This is a genomic window from Geotalea toluenoxydans JCM 15764 (assembly GCF_001311985.1).
Classification (GTDB): Bacteria; Desulfobacterota; Desulfuromonadia; order Geobacterales; family Geobacteraceae; genus Geotalea; species Geotalea toluenoxydans.
In genome coordinates this window covers 45,016-67,639 of record NZ_BBCJ01000005.1, presented here as the reverse complement: position 1 = coordinate 67,639, position 22,624 = coordinate 45,016, and the positions used below count along the sequence as shown (strand labels likewise).

Here is a 22,624-nt window from a genome sequence, read left to right as displayed (position 1 = left end):
AGACAGGAGGTATCTATTTATGCAAATTACCACGACATTCAGGCACATGGACCCGAGCGACGCCCTGAAAAGCTACACGGAAGAAAAACTGGAAAGGGTAAAAAAATATATCGATGAGCCGATTGTGGCCCAGGTATTTCTTACCGTGGAGAAGATCCGTCATTCAGCCGACGTGACCATCACCGCCAAGGGAATAACTATCAAAGCGGCGGAAGAGACCAACGACATGTACGCAGCTGTCGATGCCGTAGTCGACAAGATTGAGCGCCAGCTGCGCAGGTACAAGGAGCGGATCAAGGCTCACAAACCTGCCACCGACAGCCGCGAAAGGATAGTTCAGAAAAGTATAGTCGAGGCTGAAAGCATTGAGCAACAGAAGGAACCGGTTATCATCAGGACCAAGACCTTTTCCCTCAAGCCAATGTCTGTGGAAGAAGCAGTAATGCAGATGGATCTTCTTCACAAGGACTTTCTTGTTTACACGGAAGCTGCCACTGAAAGCATCAATGTGATCTATCGTCGCAAGGATGGCAACTATGGTTTGATCGAGCCGAACAAAGAGTAAGCGCCGCTGTGGGTAAAATGACCATTACAAGATTCCTTTTGCCTGAGGATATCGTTGCCGATCTCGTGTCCGGGAAAAAGGAAGAAGTCCTGGCAGAACTGGCTGCCAGAATTGAATTGCGGCAGCCAGAGATCGGCCGGGCAGAGCTTCTCAAGATACTGCTTGAACGTGAAAGGCTTGGCAGCACCGGTATAGGAGATGGTGTTGCCATTCCTCACGGCAAGGTGAAAAATGCCAAAGAGCTGATGCTGGTGTTCGGTCGCAGCCTCGCCGGTGTCGATTTCAATTCCCTTGACGGCAGACCGGCACAGCTGTTTTTTCTTCTTGTCGCTCCCGACCAGGCTGTTGGCGAGCATCTGAAGATGCTGGCGCGTATTTCCAGAATCCTCAAAGATTCAACCACCCGCAAAAGGCTTCTGGACGCGCCGGATGCAGCCACCGTTTATAATGTAATCAAAGAACAGGACAGCAGCTATTGAATACCATCAGCCTTTCCATTAAGGACCTTTTGGACGACAAGGTTTACGGTCTGGACTTGAAGCTGTTTGCGGGTGAAAAAGGTCTTTCCCACCGGCTGTACAGTTCGCGTATTCAAAAACCCGGCCTGGCTTTGACCGGCTATACTGAGCATCTCCATCCCGACCGCCTCCAGGTCCTCGGCAATACGGAGATTTCATATCTCAGGCAGATTCCAGAGGAATCTGCCATCGTTTACATCGAGAAACTCTGTACCTTTCCCATCTCCTGTTTTATTGTCACGAAAGGACTTAATCCCCCCGCATTCCTAAAAAAAGCAGCAGAGAATGCCGGTATTCCATTGCTGGGTACTCCCCATCAATCTTCCACTTTCATTTCCCTGATAACCAAATTTCTTGAAGAGAGCCTTCTGCCAACCACCCACATTCATGGTGTTCTGGTAGACGTACTTGGGGTAGGCGTTCTCCTCTTGGGCAAAAGTGGCATAGGTAAGAGCGAATGTGCACTGGATCTTGTCATTCGCGGACATCGACTGGTGGCTGACGATATCATCCATGTGAAAAAGAAGATGCCTGCCGCTCTCGTGGGGCAAGCTGCGGAAACCATCCAGTATCACATGGAAATCCGGGGCTTGGGCATCATCAATATCAAAGACCTTTATGGCGTTTCCTCTATCAGGGAAAAAAAATCATCGATATGGTTCTCGAGCTGGTTGAATGGGATCCCGATCAGGAATACGACAGACTGGGAATCGATGACCGGGTTTATACAATTCTTGGTGTCGAGCTACCCCATTTGATGATACCTGTCCGTCCCGGGCGAAATCTAACTTCCATTATCGAAGTGGCTGCCAGAAATTTCCTGCTTAAGGGGATGGGCTACTATTCCGCCAGGGATTTTCACGAAAAGCTTCTTGCCCGCATGGAAGTCAGACCGCTGGGCAACGAGGTGGAATGAGATGCGCATTCTTATCATTACAGGCCTTTCAGGTTCCGGTAAATCCACCGCTGTTCGTGCTCTTGAAGATGAGGGCTTTTTCTGCCAGGACAATCTGCCTGTAGCTCTTTTTCCCACCTTCGTCGATCTTGTGGACAATGCCAAGGAGCGGATACGGGATGTGGCGCTGGTGATGGATATCCGCGGCAGGGACTTCAATAAGGGATTTGAGAAGGTATTCCAGGAGATAACGGAAGCAGGCCATCTGGTGGATATCCTCTTCTTCGACGCGACGGACGAAGTGCTTATAAGACGCTTTTCCGAGACAAGGAGCGTCATCCCGCCATTGACAGCGGCTCGGTGCCGGAAGGAATCCGCTCTGAGCGACAGCAACTTGCCGGCTTACGCAGCTTCGCCACCCAGATCATCGATACCTCCGAGCTAAACGTCCACCAGTTGAAGGGTCTTGTCATATCCCTGGTCAAGGGAGGCGAGGGGGGCCGGGAGATGACCGTACACCTTCAATCCTTCGGCTATCGCTTCGGTCTTCCACTTGAATCCGATCTGGTCATGGATGTGCGTTTTCTGCCTAATCCGTACTTCATCCCTGAGCTTAAGGAGTTCTCCGGGCTCGATCCCAAAGTAAGGGCATACGTGTTGAAGCACGGGGAAACCGGGGAGTTTCTGACGAAGTTTAAAGAGCTGCTGGAATTTCTTCTGCCCGGTTACAAGCGTGAAGGCAAATCCTACCTGACCATTTCCATCGGTTGCACCGGGGGCAGGCACAGGTCGGTGGTCATCGCTGAAGAAATAAGAGATTTTTTTAAAAGAAAACAATTGAACCTGAAAGTTTCCCATCGGGATATGGAAAAGGGCTAGAACTATGATCGGATTATTGTTGGTTACCCATGCCGGCCTGGCAGAAGAACTGCTTGCGGCTGCGGAAATGATAGTGGGAAAGATTGAACTGGCAGAGACCGTAGGCATCAAGCTGATGCCAAGGTGGACGGAATAATGGCTGACATCAAGGGAGCCATCGGCAAATTATCCGGAAAAGGGGTAATTATCATGACCGACATGTTTGGCGGTACCCCTTCAAACGTCAGCCTTTCTTTTCTGGAGGATAACAAGGTGGAGGTGCTGACCGGCGTCAACCTGCCCATGGTCATCAAATTTGCCACGGAACGAAAAAGATGCGGCGTGAGTGAACTGGCGCAAAAACTGAAGGAATGCGGCCTGGAGAGTATTACCGTGGCAGGTGAATATCTGAAGAAGTAGCTGCACCGGAAGAGGGATGATCGAATATGCTTGAGCAGGAATTTACCATAGTCAATAAGCTCGGTCTTCATGCCAGAGCTTCGGCGCTTTTCGTCAAGACTGCCAGCCGTTTTGCTTCGGAGATCAGAATTGAGCGGGAAGGTGTTGAGGTGAACGGCAAGAGTATCATGGGTATCATGATGCTGGCTGCTGCAAAAGGGAGCGTTATCCGGGTGAAAGCTGAGGGGAGCGACGAGGTTGAGGTCATGGAAACCCTTGGAGATCTCATAAGAAATGGTTTCGGCGAAGATTGACAATATAATTTTGCAGGGGATAGGTGTCTCTGCCGGCATTGCCATAGGCCAGGCAAAGATTGCCGACAGGGCACGTGTTGCCGTTGTTGAAACAGCGGTGAAAAGACATGAGATCCCACTGGAGTTGGATCGCCTGAAAAAGGCGATGGCATTGGCCAAAACCGAATTAGAGGGTGTTAAAGAGGCCGTGGCGGCCAAACGTGGTGATGAGCACCTTCACCACATCGATACCCATCTGCTGCTTCTCGATGATGCGATGCTGGTTGAAGAAACATCTGCATTGATCGAGAAGGAGGGCATAAATGCAGAGGGGGCGCTGAAAAGAACTCTGCACCGGTTGAAGAACTTTTTTTAGCGGTGTCGAGGACGAATATCTGCGCGAACGCAGCGCCGACGTGGAAACAGTGGTCGAGCGTATCTTGCGCAACATGGTAGGTAAAAAGCACGAACCCCTCACCGGCATCGACGGCAAAGTAATCGTTGTTGCCCATGACCTCTCCCCATCGGACATTCTCCAGATTGACAAGACAACGGTAATTGGTTTCATCACAGAAATGGGGGGCAAAACTTCCCATACCTCCATATTGGCACGTGCTCTGGAAATCCCCGCTGTAGTGGGCATGGAGCGTATTGCCAGCGTGGTAACAGAGAATGCCACCATCATTATCGATGGCTTTACCGGCGTCGTTATTCTCAATCCCGACCAGGAAACTTTCCGCGATTATCTCCGCCGCAAACAGCATTACGAATATGTGGAGCGCGAGCTGCTCAAGCTGAAGGACCTTCCTGCCGTTACCCTCGACGGTTTCGCCATGATCCTGAAGGCAAACGTGGAGATAGTGGAAGAGGTTCCATCGGTAAGGCGGCATGGAGCTGAAGGTATTGGACTCTATCGCACTGAAATGCTCTTCTTTAACCGGGAGAACCTCCCGGACGAAGAAGAGCAGTTTCATGCCTATGCGGAGATCGTCAGGGAAATGGCCCCTAAACCGGTGACCATCAGGACTCTGGATGTGGGGGGAGATAAGGTTTTGACCGATTTGAACCTTGGAGACGAGGCCAATCCTGCCCTTGGCGTCAGGGCTATCCGCCTGTCGCTCATGCAGCCCGAAGCTTTCAGAGCACAGCTGCGTGCCATACTCAGGGCCAGCGCCCATGGGAAAGTACGGGTATTCTTTCCGATGATCTCGGGTGTCGATGAGGTAAGACGGGCCAAGGCTATTGTCGAAGAGGTCAAGCAGGAGCTTAGGAGGGCTTTCATCCCCTTTGATGAGGAGATCGAGATCGGCATCATGATTGAAATTCCTTCTGCCGTCATTATCGCCGATCTTCTGGCCAGGGAGGTTGATTTCTTCAGTGTCGGAACCAATGACCTTATCCAGTATTCTCTCGCCATCGACCGCACCAATGAACATCTCTCAGCCCTTTATGAACCATTGCATCCGGCAGTACTCAGGTCACTGAAAATGGTGGTGGAGGCAGCCCACGGGGCAGGAATCGCGGCCTGCATTTGCGGCGAGATGGCAGGCGAACCGGAATATCTGCCCATACTGCTTGGGCTTGGTTTCGATGAACTTTCCATGAATGCCGTTTCAATACCGCGAGTCAAGAAAATCCTCCGACGTTGCACAAAGAAAGAGGCAGAGGCCGTTGCTGCCCGTGCCATGACCTATGCTACCGCACAGGAGGCGGAATCCTACCTGAGAAGCGTGATTGCCGCCCGTTTTTCCGACAGCTTCGACTGATTCGCATTTCCAACAAGTATCCTCACATTGCCCTTAGGAACGCTTCTACCCTATTGCCAGACTTTTGCCTGCGGCGTTGGAGTTTCTTGCCAGTCTCAACAGTTGCGGAATAATCCACGGTTTTTTCGCGACAGTTACGAGAATTTTTGTCATTTTTATATTCATTTCACTGTCGGTGAATTCTTCCAGGCTGAAGCCCAGTTCCTCTTCAGCTGCATCGCTGATGGCGCGCATGGCGGCAAAGGGTATACCCGTTTCTGCAGCTGCTGAAGCTACAGCTGCTGATTCCATTTCCAGCGCCGGATAGGGACAATTCTCGGGCAATGCTTCGCAAGTTCGCTCTTCCCGGTGATCTCCAGGGTGGTTATAAAGGAGCTTCTGTAAATGTTGTTTTCTGCAGAGATTTGTTGCCGGACCAGGCAATGCATCCGGTCGACCAGTTCCGCTGACGGCGTTGCTTCTTTCCTGAACCGGGTTCCATCGTAACTGAAAACCTGGTCAGCCAGGACAAGGTCTCCCACACGTGGACCGGCTGTCACGGCGCCGGCAAAGCCGAAATTAAGAATAATATCCGGACTTGCTGTTTTAATAAGGAATCGGGTTGCTCTTGTGGCATGCTTCGCTCCCATGCCTGACTGGACAAGAACAATCTTTTTGACATCTAAGCCGAACCGAAACAATTCAAAGGATTCTCTTTTCTCCCTTTGATAGATGCCGATACGCTTCAGCAGCGGATTCACTTCTTCCGGCATGGCGGCGATAATTCCGATAGTGGAAATATTCATAAGCAAAACTCCCTGGGGCTTCTTTGTCGGAAGTTAACAGAGATTGCCTTGTCCGGCAACAGTAAAGAGGGCAGGGGCTTTAATCTTGACAACCAGGCCACCTATCTATATTCTAACCGTTTGTTTTTCATGAACATGGCAGCAAAGACAGGAGTTCTTGATGAAACCGTTATTTTTGAATCCACCCACTTTTGAAGACTTTGACGGCGGTGCCGGTGCCAGATATCAGGCCTCCCGTGAGGTAACCTCTTTCTGGTACCCTACCTGGCTCTGTTATCCGGCAGGCATGATCCCTGGCAGCAGGGTGGTCGATGCCCCTGTTCAGCGGCTTACCCTGGAGGACTGCCTGAAGATAGCCCTGGATTACGACATGGTGGTAATGTATACCTCAACGCCGACACTGGCCATCGATGTGGAAACGGCGCGACGGATCAAGGCGCAGAAACCCTCTACCGTAACCGTCCTGACCGGTCCCCATGTCTCGGTCCTGCCTGAGGAATCGCTCAAGTTTGCGGCAGGCGCTGTGGACCTGGTCTGCCGCGGAGAATTCGACTACTCCACAAAGGAGCTGTGCGAGGGCAGGGCCTGGCAAGAAGTTGACGGCATCACCTTCATCATGGACGGCAAAACTATCAGTACTCCTGATCGTCCGCCGATCGAGGACCTGGATGCACTGCCTTTTGCCAGTCAGGTCTACATGCGGGACCTGCCGGTCAATGAGTATGTCATCCCCCATTTCAAGCATCCCTATGTATCTATTTACTCCAGCCGCGGCTGTCCGTCCAAATGCATATACTGCCTCTGGCCTCAGACCTTCTCCGGCCGAGCCATGCGTGTCCGTAGCGCCGAGAATGTCTACCAGGAAGTGAAGTGGATAGTGGAAAATGTTCCTGGTGTCAAAGAAATCTCCTTTGATGACGACACCTTCACCGCCAACCGCGAGCATGCACGGGCCGTGGCCGAAAAACTCAAACCGCTGGGCATTTCCTGGACCATAAATGCCCGGGCCAACTGCGATTACGAAACCCTTCGCATCATGCGCGATGCGGGCTTGCGCCATGTGGTGGTCGGCTTTGAAACCGGCAACGAACAGATCCTCAAGAACATCAAAAAAGGGGTGACCAAGGCTCAGGCAATTGAGTTTACCCGCAATTGCAAGAAACTAGGCCTTTCCGTCCATGGCGCCTTCATCATGGGACTTCCTGGTGAGACCCGCGAGACAATCCGCGAAACCATAGAGTATGCCAAGGCTCTCGATCTAAATTCCATCCAGGCCTCGCTCGCTTCACCATATCCCGGTACCGAGTTCTATGATCTGTGCAAGCAGGAGGGATGGATCACCTCCGATTCCTTCCTTGATGAAACCGGCCACCAGACCTGTGTCATCAACTATCCCCACCTGTCCAACAAGGAAATCTTCGACGCTGTTGAACTTTTCTATGACAAGTTCTATTTCCGCCCCAAATATATCCTGCGCAGCATCGGCCGGATGATTGTCAATGGCGAAGAGCGGCGCAAACTTCTCAAGGAAGGACGCCAGTACCTGGAATACATGCGCAAGCGCAAGCAGGCCAGTCAGGGCTGTAACTAGCGTCATGAAAGAACTGATTATCAATGCCGATGATTTCGGCCTTTCCCGCGGCGCCAACCTCGGCATCATCCGAGCCTGGCAGGAAGGTATCCTCACCAGTGCCTCGCTGATGGTAGGAGGTCTGGCCTTTGATGAGGCAGTATCTTTGGCAAAGGCCAACCCTGGGCTGCAGGTGGGATTGCATCTTACCCTGGTGCAGGGAAGGGCTGTGGCGAAACATCCCGGCTTCCCCACCCTGATCGACAGGGAAGGTAACTTTACCAACGATCCGGTCATGGCCGGCATGCGGTATTTCTTCCTCAAACCCCTGCGCAAGCAATTGGCTGAAGAGATCGAGGCGCAAATTGAGAAATTCCTAGCCACTGGCCTGCCACTGTCACACATCGACGGTCATCTGAACATTCATATGCATCCGGTTGTCTTCGACATCCTGCTGCAGTTGATGCCAAAGTATGGCATTACCAGCTTCCGCCTGAGCAGGGAGCGATTTTTCGACAATATTGTCCTCGACCGACAGCGAATGCTCGGCAAAGCGGCTGATGCCTTCATCTTTGCTTCTTTGGCGAAACGCTGTCGACCGGAATTGGAAATGCGCAGAGTTTCGTTCGCTGGAGAGGTGAAGGGATTACTTAATTCGGGCTGTATGACCGAACCTTATCTGCTGAAAGCCCTGGAAAGGTTGCAGCCGGGCCTGTCCGAGATTTATTTCCATCCCGGCTGCTACCCTTGCGATGAACTGAAAAAATGGATGCCCGATTATCTGCATGAAGGGGAGTTGGCGGCCCTGACCAGCCAGGTGGTGAAAGAGAAGCTGATGTCGCTGGGAGTAACCCTGCGCAATTACCGTGGAGAAAAGAAGGCTTATGCTTAAGACTCTAATTGTAATGCTTGTGGCCATAACGGCCGGAACAATCGGCGACATTCTCCTGGCCAAGGGGATGAAGGAACTGGGGGATCTTTCCTCCATGAATCTGCGCGGCATTCTCAATGTGGCCGTTCAGGCGCTGACATCGCCGAAGCTGATCATAGGCACCACCATGCTGGCAATTTTTTTCTTTCTGTGGTTGGCGGTGCTTTCCTGGGAAGACTTGTCGGTGGCTCTTCCGATGCAGGCATTGAACTACGTGCTGGTTGCTTTCCTCTCCCAGTATTTTCTCCATGAGACCGTCACCCCCATGCGCTGGGCCGGTACCGTACTAGTTTGCGTCGGGGTCATGCTCATTACCAAAAGCAGTGGAAGCTAGCAGGCTGCTGGCCTGCTAGCTTTTCTTCTGCACATCTTTAACCGCCTTTTCGAATTTCTGCTGGTCGAATCCCTTGAGAATGACCTCGTCATTGCCGATGACAATCACCGGCACCCCCTGGCTTTTATACTTTTTTGTCAGATCGTCCATGGCGTCGTCGTCTACTTCAACATCCCTGTTGAGGAAAGGAATGTTGTTCCTGGTCAGATATTCCTTTGCCGCCTTGCAATGTGGGCACCAGGACACGGAATAGAGTACAATCCTCGGATATTTCTGTTGGGCCGCTGCGGGTGGTTTCAGAGGGCTTTGCGGACTTTCTTCCATGGCTGCTGCCTGACAGAATGTCGCGGTGCACAATAAAGCAGAGATGATCAGGATTCTGGTGGCAGTTTGCATGACAGCTCCTCCTGTTCTCACTTTCCTTTTGTTTTGGCGGTAACGAGTTGTCTGCGGGTCAGGTTGAAGGTGATGGCCTTGGCGATGCCGGGTCTGCGGACCTTGAGCATCACCTTTGTGCCGGCAATGCCTCGCAGACGGTGATCTACCATATCCTGAAAGTTACTTCCCTCAGTGGGCTTGCCGTCAATATGGGTTATAATGTCGCCTGTTTTTAACCCCGCCAGATGCGCCGGGCCTCCTGCCACCATCTGGCGAACTACGATCTGACCGTTGGCCCAGGGTACGCCGTCTATGCCGATGCCGCCGAAATTGCTGGCGGAGTTGGCTGCCATGGCCTGCAAAGCCGTAAGGGTGAACATGGACAAAGTGATGGTAAGAGTTTTAAGCATACCTGCTAAAATATACTCCCAGCCTTAATCCTGTCAACCATGGATAAGCTGGAGGTTTGCGGTATGCTTTATAATTATGCATTCGGGAGAAATGGTCATGACTGGCAGAATCAGGGTATGCGACGCATTGACTGCGAAAGAGGCGGGTGGAGAGCTTCTGGTAAAGGGATGGGCGAGGACGGTAAGGCAGGCAAAGACGTAGCTTTCCTTGCCGTCAATGACGGCTCATGCATGGCAAACCTGCAGGTGGTCGTAGAACCACATATAGTCAATTATCCGGAAGTGAGCAGGCTCGGCACCGGCAGCGCCGTGGCCGTAAGGGGTGTTTTACGTGAGTCGCCTGCAGCTGGACAGAGGTATGAGCTTTCTGCCACACAGATTGAAATCATCGGCCCGGCAGACGAATCCTATCCACTACAGAAAAAACGCCACAGCTTCGAATACCTGCGGACTATTGCCCACCTGAGGCCCCGTACCAATACCTTCGGCGCTGTTTTCAGGGTCCGCTCATCCCTGGCCCAGGCCATTCATCGCTTCTTTGCCGAGCGAGCTTTCTCTATGTCCATACACCCATAATCACCGCCAATGATTGCGAGGGGGCAGGGGAGTTGTTCCGCGTCACGACCCTCAATATGGCAAAGCCGCCGCTGAAGGCAGGCGAAGTTGATTATTCCGGAGATTTTTTCGCCCAGGCAACCGGGCTTACCGTCAGTGGACAATTGGAGGGAGAGCTTTTCGCCCAGGCATTTTCAAATATCTATACCTTAGGCCCGACTTTCCGGGCTGAAAATTCCAATACGGCGCGTCACGCGGCAGAATTCTGGATGATAGAACCGGAGATGGCCTTCGCTGATCTTATGGCTGATGCGGCTCTGGCTGAAGACTTTTTGAAGTTTCTCTGCCGTCATGTTCTGGACAATTGCACGGAGGACATGCAGTTTTTCAATGACCAGATCGACAAGGGCCTGCTGTCGCGGATCGAGGCAGTGGCTTCATCATCCTTTGCCGTCATGGAATACACCGAGGCAATCGATCATCTGAAAAAAGCGGCTGTCCCTTTTGCCTTTCCTGTTGAATGGGGACTGGACCTGCAGTCGGAACATGAGCGTTACATAACCGAGCAGGTTGTTGGAGGCCCTGTTTTCCTCATCAATTATCCAAAGGATATCAAGGCATTCTACATGCGGCAGAATGACGACGGCAGGACTGTTGCAGCAATGGACCTGCTGGTGCCCAAGGTGGGGGAGATTATTGGCGGTAGTCAGCGGGAAGAGCGGTTTGATCTGCTCCTTGAACGCATGGGGGAGCTGGGTATAAATGAAGAAGGGCTCTGGTGGTACCTGGATAGCCGCCGCTGGGGCTCCTGTCCACATGCCGGCTTCGGTTTGGGATTCGAGCGACTGCTCATGTATCTTACCGGCATGGAGAACATTCGCGACGTGATTCCTTTTCCGCGTACGCCCAGGCATGCCGAGTTTTGATACACCCCGCAATCTCATGCCGATAATTTCGCTTCAATTTAGCCGTCTTAAAGGCATCGGGCACGGCAGCCGATGCCTTTTTTCTTTATAAAAGCGCTTTTTATGTATCTTTCCCCAGTTGCCTTCAGGCTATTCTTCTCCCCATGACTCGATCCCGGAAAGGTTTTATTTATTATGATTAAACATCAGACCACCATAAACCGCATTTTCAAACTATCCGGCATCGGCCTTCACACCGGCCGGGAGGTTACCATGGAATTCCTGCCCCGGCGGGAATTCGGCATTGCCTTTATCTTCAACGGTCAGCTGATACCTGCCCGTTACGACATGGTTGCCGACACCCGTCTTTCCACACAGGTTGCAGCCGGGGAGGCATCTGTCGCCACAATCGAACATCTTATGGCGGCCTTCTATTTTTCCGGCATCACCAACTGCCTTGTCTATATTGATGGACCTGAGGTGCCGATCATGGACGGCTCGGCTTGGGAGTTCTACCATGAGCTCTGGCGCGCCGGAATTTATGAGTTTCCCGAATCGGGGGTGTATCTGAAAATTCAGCGCCCGGTCGAAGTCCGGCATAATGACGCCTTTGTCCGGGTAAAACCCCTTAACACCCTGGACATCACCATGACCATCGAATTTCGTCCACCAGTTGGAAAACAGCGCAAGCGAGTCATGGACGTGGAAAATGCCATCTCCATCATAAACTCCCGTACCTTTGTCCTGCATGAAGAAATTGAGGCCATCAAAAAAGCCGGTCTGGCCAAGGGAGGATCCCTGGAAAACGCCGTCGTCATAGGTGGCGATAGTATCGTAAACCCCCAGGGGCTTCGCTACAAGAAAGAGCTGGTGAACCACAAGATTCTCGACCTGATTGGCGATTTTTATACGTGTGGCTACCGTTTGCTGGGCAAGGTGGAGGCCCACAAGACCGGGCATTACCTGAACAATCTGTTCCTGCGTGAGGTGTTCGCAGATCCTGCCAATTACGCTGTCTACTGAAATGCCTCAGGAACGGAGGAACACGGACAGCAGCATCAGGTTTAGAATGGCCATGGGCGCTCCGGGCGACAAAGCGTTGCTATTCCGTGTCTGAACATGGTTCTGATTGACACATTCATAATCACTCCTGAATCATCATGCCGCCCCGTAAAAACCTGGTGAACTCCGCCTCAGGCAGTGGCGATGATAGGAGGTAGCCTTGTATCTCGTTGCAGTTCCGGGTACTGAGGAATTCAAGCTGACTGTGGTTTTCCACTCCCTCAGCCGTAACCTTAAGATTCAGATTGTGGGCCATGGCAATGATTGCACTGACAATGGCCGTGTCGTCGGGATTATTCGGTACATCGCGGATGAAAGAGCGGTCTATCTTAACCCTGTTGATCGGGAAGTTCTTAAGGTAGCTCAAGGAGGAGTATCCGGTACCGAAGTCGTCTATAGCCAGACTGACTCCCATTTCCTTCAGTTTGTGCAGGACGGTTGTGCTCTCTTCCGCCTTGGACATGAGCATGCTTTCAGTTAGCTCCAGCTCCAGTTGACTAGGCGCCAGCCCCGTTTTCTTCAGCACTGCTTCAATCAATTCGATGAACTTTTTCTGCCTGAACTGTATCCCACACAGGTTTACCGCTACCCTGAGCGGCATAAATCCCGCATCCATCCAGGCCCTGTTTTTAGCACATGCGGTCTGGAGAGCCCATTCACCTATGGGTAGGATCAGACCGGTTTCCTCTGCCATCGGGATGAATCTGGATGGAGGAAGCAGTCCAAGGTCAGGATGCTGCCAGCGTATCAGCGCTTCCATCCCCACAAGCCGTCCACTCTTCAGGTCCATCTGCGGCTGATAGAAGATGACGAATTCATTTCGCTCCAGGGCCCTGCGCAGGCTGTTTTCCAGGATGAGATGCTCAAGCGTCTGGACATTCATCTCCTGAGAGAAGTACTGGAAGGTATCTCTTCCCTGATCTTTAGCCTTATACATGGCAAGATCGGCGTTTTTAAGCAGACCTTGGACGTCAGTGCCGTCTTCAGGATAGATGGCAATGCCGATGCTGGCAGTGATGAATATCTCCTGACCATTTAAAGCCAGTGGCTTGGATATGGCCGCGAGAATTTTTTCTGCAATCTTGTTCAGATCTTCAGCATGTTCGATGGCAGAGATGATAATAACGAATTCATCCCCTCCGATTCTGGCAACCGTATCGGTTTCCCATACGCATTCTGTCAGACGCTCGGCGACAGTGGCCAGCAGGCTGTCACCTGCCACGTGTCCCAGTGTGTCATTGATGCTTTTGAAGCGGTCAAGATCGAGACACATGATAGCAACCTTGCGATTGTCACGTACTGCCTGAACAATGCTCTGTCCTAGCCGGTCCTGGAGCAGCGAACGGTTCGGCAAACCCGTCAGGGTATCATAGTAGGCAAGTTGCTGAATCTCGTCTTCTGCCTTTTTTCGGTCGGTGATGTCCCTGACGATTGCCAGTTCTACCTGTTTTCCCTGCCAGATTGTTCTGGCCGTTGTGACTTCAACCGGAACACAGCTACCATCCCTATGGGCCAGCATGATTTCAAACTGCTTGGGACGAATTCACCCGCATCTGTTTTTGCCTTTCGTTCGATAATCATTTGCAGGTGGTCCGGGTGAATAATTGTTTCAATGGTGGTCAAAAGCATCTCTTCAACACTGTAACCGACGATCTCTGCGGCTCTCTTGTTGACATATGCAAGATGGCTGCTGTCAGTGATTATCTGAAGGCCATCATTGGCATTGTCAGCAAGGGCTCTGAAATTGCTTTCGCTCTCTCGCAAGGCATTCTGATGCTGATCGAGGGAAAGTATCATGCTGTTGAACGCATTAATCAGTGTTCCCAGTTCATCTTTTCTTTCAAGATTGATCAGATTATGCAATCCGGATTTATCAGGGATTGCTTTCACATGGCGGGTGATGAGCGAAAGCGGTGAGGTGAGGCGTTGCATCAGGAACCAGACAAAAAGGAGGGTTACTGCTGTACCGACGACCATGACAGTAATGAAGTAGATTCTGTTTGTCTTAAGTGGAGCATAGGCTTCGACGATGGGATAACTTGCTGCTAGAATCCAATCGGTAGTTTTAAGGTGTTTGAATGAAGAAAGTGTCTCAATCCTTCTTGAGTTGCGGGTTTCTCCACTTCCTTCGAATCCGGCGATTGATTCGTCAAAAAGCCTGTTAATGCCGACAGGCACATCCCGGTGCATGATACGATTTTTCTCGGGATGGGCGATTATTGTACGGTGGTTATCGAAAAGGTAAACGTAACCTGTTTTACCGATTCGGGTGTGTGAGAGATCCTCAAGAAAATTCTGGCCCAGGAGGTCGAAACTCCCGCCGAATATGGCAGCCAGCTTTCCGTTACTGTAAATCGGCACGGTGAGCATGACACAGGGGTGCCCAGGATTGTGGGTGGAGAGGTAGGGGCTTGATATGACCGGCTTGCCTCTGGCCACCGTGTCTTTAAAATAGTCGCGAAAGGAAATGTCCCGTCCACGCCGGTGCTCAAGGTATGGACTCTCGGCAACAATCTTCCCTTCAGGGGAAAAGACGAAAAGTGCGTTATCGAACAAAGCGAGCAGTGAATATCTGTTGTCCAGGAAGCGCTGAGCCTTGTGGGAATCCCTGAGCTCTTCGAGGGTTATATTTGCTGCAGCTGCCAATAGGGAATTCTGGGCTATTCTGAGCTTGTCATCTACGTTTTCGGCAAGGGCACTGACGAGGTGTATTGCTGATTGGAGATACTCTGCTTGTATTCGCGCTCAATGTAAGAAAGGGATAGGAAGGCAAGTATTGCCAGAGAGCAGACAAAAAGAGAAGATACCGCCAGTGCCATTGTTATTTTAAGGCTGAGTTTCCTTATGTCAAAGTCCTTCCCGAGGTTGTTTCCAAGGAGAATACCACACCCCGTGCCGGTTAAAAAGGCTTCTCTGTTTCAATTGATAAAACCCGGTTAACTTTATAAATCTGGACTTCTTTCCGCTGAAAGCGCTACTATGCCCACATGAGCAAAACGTTCGCATCTTTTATGATACTGGTAGTTATTTCCCTTGTCTCCTTCGGCACCTGGCAGCTGTTTTTGGGCAATTTTGAGGCCGCGTTCTCCTCTGTCCCTTTTCTGCTTGCTGTCTACTTTTTCGTCAAGGTTTACCGAAAATAACCGTCTCAATTCCTGAACAAAAAGCCGCTTCAGCAGCGGGCTTTTTTGTCTGAGCATGTGGTTTACTTGTCGAGCAGATACTTGCCGACCCAGTTCTTGGAGAATTGGAAGGCTGTGCGCCCGCAGCGCTTACTCTTGTCATGGGACCACTGAATTGCTTCTTCTTCAAGTTCTTTGCTCCAGGGAATTTCCAGCTGCCGTTCCTTCGCGTGCCTTTCAACGCACATTCGTACCGCATGAAGATAGCGATCCTGGGTAAATACGTGGAATGGTATCCATAATCCGAACCGGTCGGAGAGAGAAATCTTCTCTTCCATCGCCTCACTCTGCTGCAACTCTCCATTGACGAACTTGCCGCCGATCTTGTCCGAATCGTATTCGGGAATAAGGTGGCGGCGATTGGACGTTACATAAATAAGAACGTTTTCCGGGGAGGAATAAACTGAACCGTCCAGGGCGCTCTTCAGCATCTTGTAACTGAGTTCACCAACTTCGAAGGTAAGGTCGTCGCAGAGAAGGATGAAGCGGTATGGTTCATCCCGAACCATCGTGAAGATGTCTGAGAGATAGACCAGGTCTTCCTTTTCCACCTGAATAATGCGCAGTCCCTCACTGGCAAATTCATTAAGCAGCGCCTTGACGATGGAGGATTTGCCTGTGCGCGTGAGCCCCAGAGCAGAGCATTGTTGGCAGGCAGTCCCTTGAGAAATTGCTTGGTGTTGCTTACCAGGATCTCTTTCTGCTTTTCCACTCCCAGCAGTTCTTCAAGTGTTGAGGTATCAGTAACCGTTACCGGTTCCAGAAAACCGGAGAACGAGTGACGGCGCCAGTTTGCGGCATAGCAGGTGGACCAGTCTATTGAGGCGATTGCCTTTGGAAGCAGCATCTCAACGGAACTCAGGACTCGCTCCAGTTGGGCGACTACTTCAGGTTTCAGGGTCATCATGATTTTTTCTCTCTTCCTTTGGTAGACTCTTTTGTTTCTACAATCATTGCTGCGGGATCAAGGTGCCGGCAACGACAAAAGTTGTATACGTTACGGGCCGCTGCTGTCAAATTAAAAATTCATCCTCACCTGTTTCTGGCAGAAAGAAAAAAGCCCCGCGGCTGGTGCCGGCGGGGCTTGATGTTTATCTGATTTTTTTCAGGCAGCGAAGCTGTAAGAAAGGTGCGATGCATTGCCAAGGAACGATTTCTCCTGGGTATCCTTGACGATGTTTGCCACATTGTGATTAATCGCATATACAGAGTCACAAACGGTGCATTCTCTTATTCCTTCAAAGAAGCTTTCCGACTGCAAATCGATGTCTAAATGTTCATTGCTCCCGCAGACTGGACAATTCATATTCATTCCTCTCTTTATGTTTTTGTTTAATAAAACTATAAAGAGAAGCATTCCGAATTGCAAGAAATAAAACAACAAAAAAGAAGGAAAATCAAGATGTTGTGGAAATTTTGTATTATCTGTTAATCCCGCTTTCTATTTTGTCTACTTGTTCCATTTTTACTATCACTTCAAGTTACTGATATTACGCATTTTTAAAATATATAATTGTGTTTTGTAATCGTTCGTTGTTTTATTTTTAACATATGATTGACATTGGGCTAAAGGAAAGTAAATAGAATCATACCTATGGCGCATTGGGAGACAGGAGGATCATATGTCACTGGTCAAGACGTGGTACACGGTGGAAGAGGCTGTAGCAAAGTTCGGCGTCGATGAAGCGCGTATTCTGGAATGGGTTACTGAGGGCTTATACGAACAGAGGATAGCGGCGGGAAAGTGGTACGGGTGAACGGAGACGACCTGGACCTGAAGATCCAGGAACTGACGGGTATTTGAGCCTTGGGGGGACAGGGGTTGTGTCCCCCCAAGCATTATGCTGTCAAGCTTACAGACCCAACTGTTTAAAGAAATCATTTCCCTTGTCATCCACCAGAATGAAGGCGGGGAAATTCTCAACTTCTATCTTCCACACTGCTTCCATTCCCAGTTCAGGGAAATCGATACATTCCACCTTCTTGATGTTTTCTTCGGCAAGAACTGCTGCCGGTCCACCTATGGAACCCAGATAAAAGCCGCCGTATTTCTTGCAGGCATCTGTAACCTGCTGGCTGCGGTTGCCTTTGGCTATCATCACCATTGAGCCGCCGTGGGACTGGAGCAGGTCGACGTAGGAATCCATGCGGCCGGCTGTGGTGGGACCGAAAGATCCGGAGGGTTTGCCTGCAGGGGTTTTTGCCGGACCGGCATAGTAGATGGGGTGGTTTTTCAGATACTCGGGAAGGGGCTTGCCGCTATCAAGGATCTCCTTGAACTTGGCGTGAGCAATATCCCTGCCGACAACGATAGTACCGGACAGCAGCAGCGGTGTTGAGACAGGATGCTTGCCTAGCTCGGCGAGAATCTCCTTCATGGGCCTGTTGAGATCGATCTTGACACCGTGCTCATGTTTTCCGCGGTACTGATCGGGAATCAGCCGCCCGGGATTCCTGTCCATCTCCTCGACAAAAAGGCCTTCTTTAGTGATCTTTGCCTTGATATTGCGGTCAGCAGAACATGAGACCGCCATGCCTACCGGGCAGGATGCACCGTGGCGTGGCAGACGAATGACGCGAACATCGTGGGCAAAATACTTACCGCCGAACTGTGCACCGATCCCCAGCTTGTATGCCGCCTCAAGCAGCTTGTTTTCCAGCTCGACATCGCGGAAGGCCTGACCATGTTCGTTGCCGCTGGTGGGCAGAGCATCCAACTCCTTTGCCGTAGCCAGCTTTACTGCTTTCATGCAGGCGTCGGCAGATGTGCCGCCGATGATGAAGGCAATGTGATATGGGGGGCATGCAGCAGTACCCAGGTATTTCATCTTTTCAATGAGATATTTTTCCAGTTTTTCCGGGGTGAGCAGTGCTTTGGTCTCCTGGTAAAGCATGGTCTTGTTGGCAGATCCCCCCCCTTTGGCCATGAATAGAAATTTATAATAGTCGCCGTCAGTGGCCATGATGTCTATCTGGGCAGGCAGGTTGGTGCCGGTATTCACTTCCTTGTACATGTCCAAGGCAACAGTCTGTGAATAGCGGAGGTTTTCCTCTGTATATGTCTTATACACTCCTTTGGAGAGGTATTCTTCATCCTTGACTCCGGTCCAGACCTGCTGTCCCTTCTTGGCCACGATGGTTGCCGTGCCTGTATCCTGACAGATCGGAAGCTCAAACTGGGCTGCGATTTCCGCGTTGCGCAGAAAGGCCATGGCCACACCCTTGTCGTTCATGGATGCCTCAGGGTCTCGGAGAATTTTGGCAACCTGCTCGTTGTGTGCAGGGCGAAGCAAGAACGAAACATCCCTCATGGCCTCATTGGCCAGAATTGTTAATGCATCGGGGGCAACGCGAACCACATCCTTGCCTGCAAATTGCTCAACCTGAACATATTTTTCGGAGCCTTCAATCTTGCGGTAATTGGTCTCATCTTTGCCGACGGGGAAGGGGTCCTGATAATGAAAATCTTTAACTGCTGCCATCTAAGTTTCTCCTTTCAATTGATATTTCCAGGGCAGGGTAAGAAAAACAGATTTGTGTGCTCTCGAACCTCATGCCACGGTGTCTGAAATGAAATTGTATACAGTATGCCGGAATATATTGGAAAATCTTCAATTTGTCGAGAGAGAAGTTTTCGCACTGTTAAAAATCTCTACACCAAGAACAGTCCCAGCCTCAGCATAAATATTCAGAGTCGGTTGACGGGCTTTAGAGAAGGAGTAGAATTAAATTTGATTAATAATTTAAGGAATCCTTAGGAGCAACCTGTGACTGAACCATCAAGCCTGACAAGTCAGCTCAACAGCAATGTCTTCTTTAAACCTGGCTATATCAAGATGTCCAGGCTCTTGACCGGTATCAACTCCGTAAACAATTTATTTCAGAAAAAAGGATACGAATTTTTAAAGCTCGAATCCCGTGCCCTGATGGATAAATGCATCAGGCGAACGGGGCTTGATGATTTCGGAGGTGAAGATTTTCACCATCCCCTTTCTGTTCTACTGCAGTCCTTCGAATCCGATGCAGACTTGAACCTGTTTGGGCGCATCAGTGTCTATTCCGAAATAATCAGGATGCTGTGCAACAGGCTTCTCATGGTGGCTGATCGCAAGCGGTTTCCGCAGATCGACAGTGAGCGCATAGTTCGCCCCCTTTTCATCACCGGTTTGCCGCGAAGTGGAACGACTTTTCTGCATGCGCTACTGGCGCAGGATCCAAAATGCCGGGCGCCGCAGGTTTGGGAAGTGATGCATCCTTCACCGCCGCCTGAAACAGCCTCCTATTCTTCTGATCCGCGCATTGCAAAGACGGGCAAGGAACTAAGATGGCTGGACATCCTGATTCCCTACTTCAAAAGGGTTCATCTCATTCATGAGCGTTATCCCCAGGAATGTATTGCCATAACCAGTCATGCCTTCATGAGCTATGTTTTCGAATCGATGTACCATGTTTCCTCATACCGCATCTGGCATGACAAGCAGGATAAACGTCCGGTTTACGAGTTCCACCGCTGGTTTTTACAGCACCTGCAGTGGCGTTCGCCGGGAAGCCACTGGGTCCTCAAGGCACCAAGCCACCTGATGGCGCTGGAGTCGTTACTGGATGTATATCCGGATGCAGATATTGTCGTCACCCATCGTGATCCCCTTAAAGTACTACTCGTGTGCAAGCTTTACCCGGGTGTTGCGTGAACCCTTTACCAATGGACTGGACAACAGGAAAATTGGCATTGAGGTGAGCAGCCGCTGGGAAGGGAGCGCCTGGCACTCCTTGCAGTTCCGCCAAAGCAGACCTCACCTGCAGAAACGCTTCTTCGATGTAAATTTCACAGACCTGGAGAGGGACCCAATGTCAGTTGTCAATGGTATTTACCGTCATTTTGGCCGAGAAATAGACAGCAGTGCTGAGTTGGCCATGAAAACATTTATTGCCGGTAATCCAAAGGACAAGAATGGCGCCCATCATTATTCTCTGGAAGAATTCGGTCTTGATCGGGAAACGGAAAAAAGGCGTTTCCAGTTTTACATGGATCACTACTCTATTCCTCCTGAAATGTGAATCAGGTCTTTCAGGTACACATAAGGGGCATCTGCTCATTACTGACCAGGTCGGTGGGTTCCATGGGACGCCTCAATCTGATCCTGCTTCTCATAGCCTCATTCTTCTTTTATGGAATGCTGAAGCAGGTGGGGTGGGAAAACCTGGAACACTATTTCCATCGGGTTGGTTATGCCGGATTGCTTCTGCTTGTGCCTTACGGGATCATGAATCTTCTGACCGCCCTTGCCTGGCAGGTGCTCATTGTTGATTCGACCGCATCCGTGTCTCTGGGCCGGTTGTTTTTGCTCCGTCTGGCGGGAGAATCGCTTAATCAATTGACGCCAACGGCTTCATTGGGAGGAGAACCTTTCAAGGCTCTAAGGTTGAAGGCCTCAGGTATTCCCTGGCAACAGGCGACGGCCTCGCTCATTATCCACAAAGGACTGATGGTCATGAGCCTGGTCTTGTACATATTCCTGAGCCTTGCCCTGGTGCCTTTTGTCATGCCTGTCGGAGGGGTCAGGCTGGGACTGCTCCTGGCCTGCGCAGTGTCCTTACCGGGGCAGGGGTGGCCTTTGTTGTTTTGCAGCATCGTAATCCATGTGTCCTCCTGATCAGGCTACTGGAGCGTTGGGGTAAGTGCCCGGCTTTTCTGAAGGCGAGGAAGGAAGAACTGGCAAGCCTCGATGCTGCCATGGCAGGATTTTACAGCAGGTATCCCGGCAAGAGTGCACTGGCATTCTTATTCTTGTTCCTTAATTGGCTTGTGCAGGGAGTTGAAGTTTATCTCATCTTTCATCTGCTGGGCCAGTCGGTAGAGTGGCAACTGGCGTTGTGTCTGGATGCACTGGCCATGCTCTTTACGGCGCTTGGTTTCATGATTCCGGTACAACTCGGGGTCCAGGATGGAGGAAATGTGTTGCTTGCGCTGGGTTTCAGGCTTGGAGCAGCCGTAGGGTTGGCTTTCAGTATCTTGCGAAGAATAAGGGAGGCATTCTGGTTGCTTGTGGGACTTGTGGTGGTAACATGGGAAAGATAAATTGTTTGGTCCTTATTGGGATTAACCGGAAGAGGATCAAAATCTACAGGAGGTGGATTGCAATGAAAAAGGTACTTTCGCTTATCACCGTCATGTTCTTTTTGCTGCTTCCCGCACTGTCCTGGTCGCTTCTGCCAGACCGGGTGCTTACGTCTCAGGTTTTATCGGAGTTTCCGTTCCCCGTGATGCCAGTGTCGACAGTAGCCAGTTTGCCAGCGATGGTACCATGCTGAACGCTACCGATGAGGTGGAATTCGACCTGGAATCAATATCGGCGGCACTGGTGGCTACGATTTTGGATTTCTGCGTCTTGAGGGAGAGCTTTCATTCAAATACTCGGAAATAAACAGGATTACCGACACTGCGGATGGTTTCAGATTCGGCAACCCTGATGGGAATATCGGTGTCTTCGCCATGATGGGCAACGCCTTTTTCGATCTGCACAATCCCGGTCCGGTTACGCCATATGTGGGGGGAGGCGTCGGGTTTGCGACTCTGCACCTTAGTGACACGTTCGGCACCGACGTTACAACCAGCGGTCCAGAACGTATCTTCCTTTATCCGGAGGACGACGACATGGTGTTTGCTTACCAGGCTGGAGCGGGGGTGGGCATTGCTCTTAATCGGAGGCTTACGCTGGATATAGGCTACCGCTACTTCGGCACTTCCAGAGCCAGGTTCGGCGATGGTTTTGACACTGCCGATCTGCGATATGAAAGCCACAATGCTGCTGTGGGGCTGAGGGTGAAATTCTAGACCAGCAGGTCCACCCCCCAGAGTAGTCATTCCGCGTCCAGTTCCCACTGGTCCGCATTCAGTCGTGACGCAGCAGGTAAACCCTGCTGTCGTCGGCCGCCACCTTGAAGTAGTTGGCATCCACGCCATACCAGCGGTCCAGTATCTCCATTACACGAAAAGTTTGTTCGCCAAGGATGAATGAACTCGGCCGCTCGTCAGCCTTATATCCGGAATAGGTCTGGATGGTAACTGGTACCTGCATAGTCTCTCCCGATTTTATGATACTGATCACCCACTAATTTCCTTTAAACCACCTCCTCCTTCCAGTTAACCATAAAATCTCAGGAAAGGAACCATATTAGCCCTGGTAATTTTCCGCTCGAATTGTCTTTACCTCCTGC

General features: G+C 50.9%; 25 protein-coding genes and 5 pseudogenes. 20 read left to right on the top strand and 10 right to left on the bottom strand.

Features of this window, described 5'->3' with window-relative positions:
- Nucleotides 1–19: 19 nt before the first annotated feature.
- The 8 genes and pseudogenes from hpf (at nucleotide 20) to ptsP (ending at nucleotide 5,294) form a co-directional block, all read left to right on the top strand.
- Nucleotides 20–565 carry a ribosome hibernation-promoting factor, HPF/YfiA family gene (gene hpf, locus JCM15764_RS04260; protein ID WP_012647364.1) on the top strand — a complete coding sequence of 182 codons (546 nt, stop codon included), beginning with the start codon at nucleotides 20–22 and terminating at the stop codon, nucleotides 563–565.
- Between the two features lie 17 nt (nucleotides 566–582).
- Nucleotides 583–1,044 (top strand): PTS sugar transporter subunit IIA, encoded by a 462-nt coding sequence (locus JCM15764_RS04255; protein ID WP_054692928.1) that lies wholly within the window; start codon nucleotides 583–585, stop codon nucleotides 1,042–1,044.
- Nucleotides 1,041–1,999: pseudogene (hprK, locus tag JCM15764_RS04250) on the top strand (HPr(Ser) kinase/phosphatase). Before JCM15764_RS04255 ends, hprK begins: the two are co-directional and overlap by 4 nt.
- A 1-nt stretch (nucleotide 2,000) precedes the next feature.
- Nucleotides 2,001–2,857: pseudogene (gene rapZ / locus JCM15764_RS04245) on the top strand (RNase adapter RapZ).
- 4 nt (nucleotides 2,858–2,861) lie between these two features.
- Nucleotides 2,862–3,256 (top strand): annotated as a pseudogene (locus tag JCM15764_RS04240) (PTS sugar transporter subunit IIA).
- Nucleotides 3,257–3,282: 26 nt separating this feature from the next.
- A complete protein-coding gene (locus tag JCM15764_RS04235; protein WP_054692925.1) occupies nucleotides 3,283–3,549 on the top strand; it encodes an HPr family phosphocarrier protein in 267 nt (88 codons plus the stop codon).
- Nucleotides 3,530–3,904, top strand: coding sequence for a phosphoenolpyruvate-utilizing N-terminal domain-containing protein (locus tag JCM15764_RS29310; protein WP_279384264.1), 375 nt, complete (start codon nucleotides 3,530–3,532; stop codon nucleotides 3,902–3,904). Before JCM15764_RS04235 ends, JCM15764_RS29310 begins: the two co-directional genes overlap by 20 nt.
- Before the next feature lie 40 nt (nucleotides 3,905–3,944).
- Nucleotides 3,945–5,294: a phosphoenolpyruvate--protein phosphotransferase gene (gene ptsP / locus JCM15764_RS04230; RefSeq protein ID WP_279384263.1), complete on the top strand. Its 1,350-nt coding sequence runs from the start codon at nucleotides 3,945–3,947 to the stop codon at nucleotides 5,292–5,294.
- Between the two features lie 45 nt (nucleotides 5,295–5,339).
- Here the strand turns inward: ptsP and JCM15764_RS21785 are convergent, their stop codons facing one another.
- Nucleotides 5,340–5,585 (bottom strand): phosphorylase family protein, encoded by a 246-nt coding sequence (locus JCM15764_RS21785; protein WP_243688341.1) that lies wholly within the window; start codon nucleotides 5,583–5,585, stop codon nucleotides 5,340–5,342.
- Nucleotides 5,567–6,079, bottom strand: a complete 513-nt coding sequence (locus JCM15764_RS04225; RefSeq protein WP_243688340.1) for a phosphorylase family protein — start codon at nucleotides 6,077–6,079, stop codon at nucleotides 5,567–5,569. Before JCM15764_RS04225 ends, JCM15764_RS21785 begins: the two co-directional genes overlap by 19 nt.
- 160 nt (nucleotides 6,080–6,239) lie before the next feature.
- Between JCM15764_RS04225 and hpnJ the strand changes: the two genes are divergently transcribed.
- Genes hpnJ through JCM15764_RS04210 form a run of 3 tightly spaced genes read left to right on the top strand, consistent with a single transcriptional unit; the run spans nucleotide 6,240 to nucleotide 8,914 of the window.
- Complete coding sequence (gene hpnJ / locus JCM15764_RS04220; RefSeq protein WP_054692921.1) at nucleotides 6,240–7,670, top strand: hopanoid biosynthesis associated radical SAM protein HpnJ; 1,431 nt, start codon at nucleotides 6,240–6,242, stop codon at nucleotides 7,668–7,670.
- Nucleotides 7,671–7,674: 4 nt separating this feature from the next.
- A complete protein-coding gene (gene hpnK / locus JCM15764_RS04215; protein WP_054692918.1) occupies nucleotides 7,675–8,541 on the top strand; it encodes a hopanoid biosynthesis-associated protein HpnK in 867 nt (288 codons plus the stop codon).
- Nucleotides 8,534–8,914, top strand: a complete 381-nt coding sequence (locus JCM15764_RS04210) for an EamA family transporter (RefSeq protein ID WP_012647374.1) — start codon at nucleotides 8,534–8,536, stop codon at nucleotides 8,912–8,914. Before hpnK ends, JCM15764_RS04210 begins: the two co-directional genes overlap by 8 nt.
- Before the next feature lie 15 nt (nucleotides 8,915–8,929).
- Here JCM15764_RS04210 and JCM15764_RS04205 read toward each other — a convergent pair whose 3' ends face one another.
- Complete coding sequence (locus JCM15764_RS04205) at nucleotides 8,930–9,310, bottom strand: glutaredoxin domain-containing protein (RefSeq protein ID WP_054692915.1); 381 nt, start codon at nucleotides 9,308–9,310, stop codon at nucleotides 8,930–8,932.
- 17 nt (nucleotides 9,311–9,327) lie between these two features.
- A complete protein-coding gene (locus JCM15764_RS04200) occupies nucleotides 9,328–9,702 on the bottom strand; it encodes a S41 family peptidase (RefSeq protein WP_054692913.1) in 375 nt (124 codons plus the stop codon).
- Between the two features lie 97 nt (nucleotides 9,703–9,799).
- Between JCM15764_RS04200 and asnS the strand changes: the two are divergent.
- Nucleotides 9,800–11,183, top strand: a pseudogene (gene asnS, locus JCM15764_RS04195) (asparagine--tRNA ligase).
- A gap of 174 nt (nucleotides 11,184–11,357) precedes the next feature.
- Nucleotides 11,358–12,185 carry a UDP-3-O-acyl-N-acetylglucosamine deacetylase gene (lpxC, locus tag JCM15764_RS04190; protein WP_054692910.1) on the top strand — a complete coding sequence of 276 codons (828 nt, stop codon included), beginning with the start codon at nucleotides 11,358–11,360 and terminating at the stop codon, nucleotides 12,183–12,185.
- A gap of 121 nt (nucleotides 12,186–12,306) precedes the next feature.
- On the opposite strand, the gene JCM15764_RS26040 is transcribed toward lpxC, so the two are convergent.
- The 4 genes and pseudogenes from JCM15764_RS26040 to JCM15764_RS04175 all read right to left on the bottom strand — a co-directional run bounded on the left by JCM15764_RS26040 (nucleotide 12,307) and on the right by JCM15764_RS04175 (nucleotide 16,253).
- Complete coding sequence (locus tag JCM15764_RS26040; protein WP_054692907.1) at nucleotides 12,307–13,743, bottom strand: sensor domain-containing protein; 1,437 nt, start codon at nucleotides 13,741–13,743, stop codon at nucleotides 12,307–12,309.
- Nucleotides 13,665–14,963, bottom strand: coding sequence for a cache domain-containing protein (locus JCM15764_RS04180; protein WP_279384274.1), 1,299 nt, complete (start codon nucleotides 14,961–14,963; stop codon nucleotides 13,665–13,667). Before JCM15764_RS04180 ends, JCM15764_RS26040 begins: the two co-directional genes overlap by 79 nt.
- Nucleotides 14,964–15,166: 203 nt before the next feature.
- Nucleotides 15,167–15,424 carry a hypothetical protein gene (locus tag JCM15764_RS21775; protein ID WP_243688339.1) on the bottom strand — a complete coding sequence of 86 codons (258 nt, stop codon included), beginning with the start codon at nucleotides 15,422–15,424 and terminating at the stop codon, nucleotides 15,167–15,169.
- Nucleotides 15,425–15,429: 5 nt separating this feature from the next.
- A pseudogene (locus JCM15764_RS04175) lies at nucleotides 15,430–16,253 on the bottom strand (ATP-binding protein).
- A 775-nt stretch (nucleotides 16,254–17,028) separates the two neighbouring features.
- Here JCM15764_RS04175 and JCM15764_RS04170 point away from each other — a divergent pair.
- Nucleotides 17,029–17,163: a hypothetical protein gene (locus JCM15764_RS04170; protein ID WP_439645254.1), complete on the top strand. Its 135-nt coding sequence runs from the start codon at nucleotides 17,029–17,031 to the stop codon at nucleotides 17,161–17,163.
- Nucleotides 17,164–17,259: 96 nt separating this feature from the next.
- On the opposite strand, the gene JCM15764_RS04165 is transcribed toward JCM15764_RS04170, so the two are convergent.
- Nucleotides 17,260–18,888 (bottom strand): fumarate hydratase, encoded by a 1,629-nt coding sequence (locus JCM15764_RS04165; RefSeq protein ID WP_054692900.1) that lies wholly within the window; start codon nucleotides 18,886–18,888, stop codon nucleotides 17,260–17,262.
- A 285-nt stretch (nucleotides 18,889–19,173) separates the two neighbouring features.
- Between JCM15764_RS04165 and JCM15764_RS26035 the strand changes: the two genes are divergently transcribed.
- The 6 genes from JCM15764_RS26035 to JCM15764_RS04145 all read left to right on the top strand — a co-directional run bounded on the left by JCM15764_RS26035 (nucleotide 19,174) and on the right by JCM15764_RS04145 (nucleotide 22,241).
- Complete coding sequence (locus JCM15764_RS26035) at nucleotides 19,174–20,097, top strand: sulfotransferase family protein (RefSeq protein WP_279384262.1); 924 nt, start codon at nucleotides 19,174–19,176, stop codon at nucleotides 20,095–20,097.
- On the top strand, nucleotides 20,087–20,464 hold the full coding sequence (locus tag JCM15764_RS26030) for a sulfotransferase (RefSeq protein WP_279384261.1): 378 nt from the start codon (nucleotides 20,087–20,089) through the stop codon (nucleotides 20,462–20,464). Before JCM15764_RS26035 ends, JCM15764_RS26030 begins: the two co-directional genes overlap by 11 nt.
- A gap of 62 nt (nucleotides 20,465–20,526) precedes the next feature.
- Nucleotides 20,527–21,060 carry a lysylphosphatidylglycerol synthase domain-containing protein gene (locus JCM15764_RS27800; protein WP_369412243.1) on the top strand — a complete coding sequence of 178 codons (534 nt, stop codon included), beginning with the start codon at nucleotides 20,527–20,529 and terminating at the stop codon, nucleotides 21,058–21,060.
- On the top strand, nucleotides 21,015–21,485 hold the full coding sequence (locus JCM15764_RS27795; RefSeq protein WP_369412242.1) for a lysylphosphatidylglycerol synthase domain-containing protein: 471 nt from the start codon (nucleotides 21,015–21,017) through the stop codon (nucleotides 21,483–21,485). Before JCM15764_RS27800 ends, JCM15764_RS27795 begins: the two co-directional genes overlap by 46 nt.
- 52 nt (nucleotides 21,486–21,537) lie before the next feature.
- On the top strand, nucleotides 21,538–21,831 hold the full coding sequence (locus JCM15764_RS04150; protein WP_054692895.1) for a hypothetical protein: 294 nt from the start codon (nucleotides 21,538–21,540) through the stop codon (nucleotides 21,829–21,831).
- Nucleotides 21,738–22,241: an outer membrane protein gene (locus tag JCM15764_RS04145; RefSeq protein WP_369412248.1), complete on the top strand. Its 504-nt coding sequence runs from the start codon at nucleotides 21,738–21,740 to the stop codon at nucleotides 22,239–22,241. Before JCM15764_RS04150 ends, JCM15764_RS04145 begins: the two co-directional genes overlap by 94 nt.
- Before the next feature lie 58 nt (nucleotides 22,242–22,299).
- Here JCM15764_RS04145 and JCM15764_RS04140 read toward each other — a convergent pair whose 3' ends face one another.
- Nucleotides 22,300–22,515, bottom strand: coding sequence for a hypothetical protein (locus tag JCM15764_RS04140; RefSeq protein ID WP_243688338.1), 216 nt, complete (start codon nucleotides 22,513–22,515; stop codon nucleotides 22,300–22,302).
- Between the last annotated feature and the right edge of the window lie 109 nt (nucleotides 22,516–22,624).

Coding starts and splice junctions, on each gene's coding strand:
- JCM15764_RS21775 (WP_243688339.1), bottom strand. CDS start 15,424: ATGCTCAGACAAAAAAGCCCGCTGCTGAAGCGGCTTTTTGTTCAGGAA.
- hpnJ (WP_054692921.1), top strand. CDS start 6,240: ATGAAACCGTTATTTTTGAATCCACCCACTTTTGAAGACTTTGACGGC.
- JCM15764_RS04210 (WP_012647374.1), top strand. CDS start 8,534: ATGCTTAAGACTCTAATTGTAATGCTTGTGGCCATAACGGCCGGAACA.
- lpxC (WP_054692910.1), top strand. CDS start 11,358: ATGATTAAACATCAGACCACCATAAACCGCATTTTCAAACTATCCGGC.
- JCM15764_RS27800 (WP_369412243.1), top strand. CDS start 20,527: ATGGGACGCCTCAATCTGATCCTGCTTCTCATAGCCTCATTCTTCTTT.
- JCM15764_RS04165 (WP_054692900.1), bottom strand. CDS start 18,888: ATGGCAGCAGTTAAAGATTTTCATTATCAGGACCCCTTCCCCGTCGGC.
- JCM15764_RS04200 (WP_054692913.1), bottom strand. CDS start 9,702: ATGCTTAAAACTCTTACCATCACTTTGTCCATGTTCACCCTTACGGCT.
- JCM15764_RS04225 (WP_243688340.1), bottom strand. CDS start 6,079: ATGAATATTTCCACTATCGGAATTATCGCCGCCATGCCGGAAGAAGTG.
- JCM15764_RS04255 (WP_054692928.1), top strand. CDS start 583: ATGACCATTACAAGATTCCTTTTGCCTGAGGATATCGTTGCCGATCTC.
- hpf (WP_012647364.1), top strand. CDS start 20: ATGCAAATTACCACGACATTCAGGCACATGGACCCGAGCGACGCCCTG.
- JCM15764_RS21785 (WP_243688341.1), bottom strand. CDS start 5,585: ATGGAATCAGCAGCTGTAGCTTCAGCAGCTGCAGAAACGGGTATACCC.
- JCM15764_RS04235 (WP_054692925.1), top strand. CDS start 3,283: ATGCTTGAGCAGGAATTTACCATAGTCAATAAGCTCGGTCTTCATGCC.
- JCM15764_RS04170 (WP_439645254.1), top strand. CDS start 17,029: ATGTCACTGGTCAAGACGTGGTACACGGTGGAAGAGGCTGTAGCAAAG.
- JCM15764_RS04205 (WP_054692915.1), bottom strand. CDS start 9,310: ATGCAAACTGCCACCAGAATCCTGATCATCTCTGCTTTATTGTGCACC.
- JCM15764_RS26040 (WP_054692907.1), bottom strand. CDS start 13,743: ATGCTGGCCCATAGGGATGGTAGCTGTGTTCCGGTTGAAGTCACAACG.
- JCM15764_RS29310 (WP_279384264.1), top strand. CDS start 3,530: ATGGTTTCGGCGAAGATTGACAATATAATTTTGCAGGGGATAGGTGTC.
- hpnK (WP_054692918.1), top strand. CDS start 7,675: ATGAAAGAACTGATTATCAATGCCGATGATTTCGGCCTTTCCCGCGGC.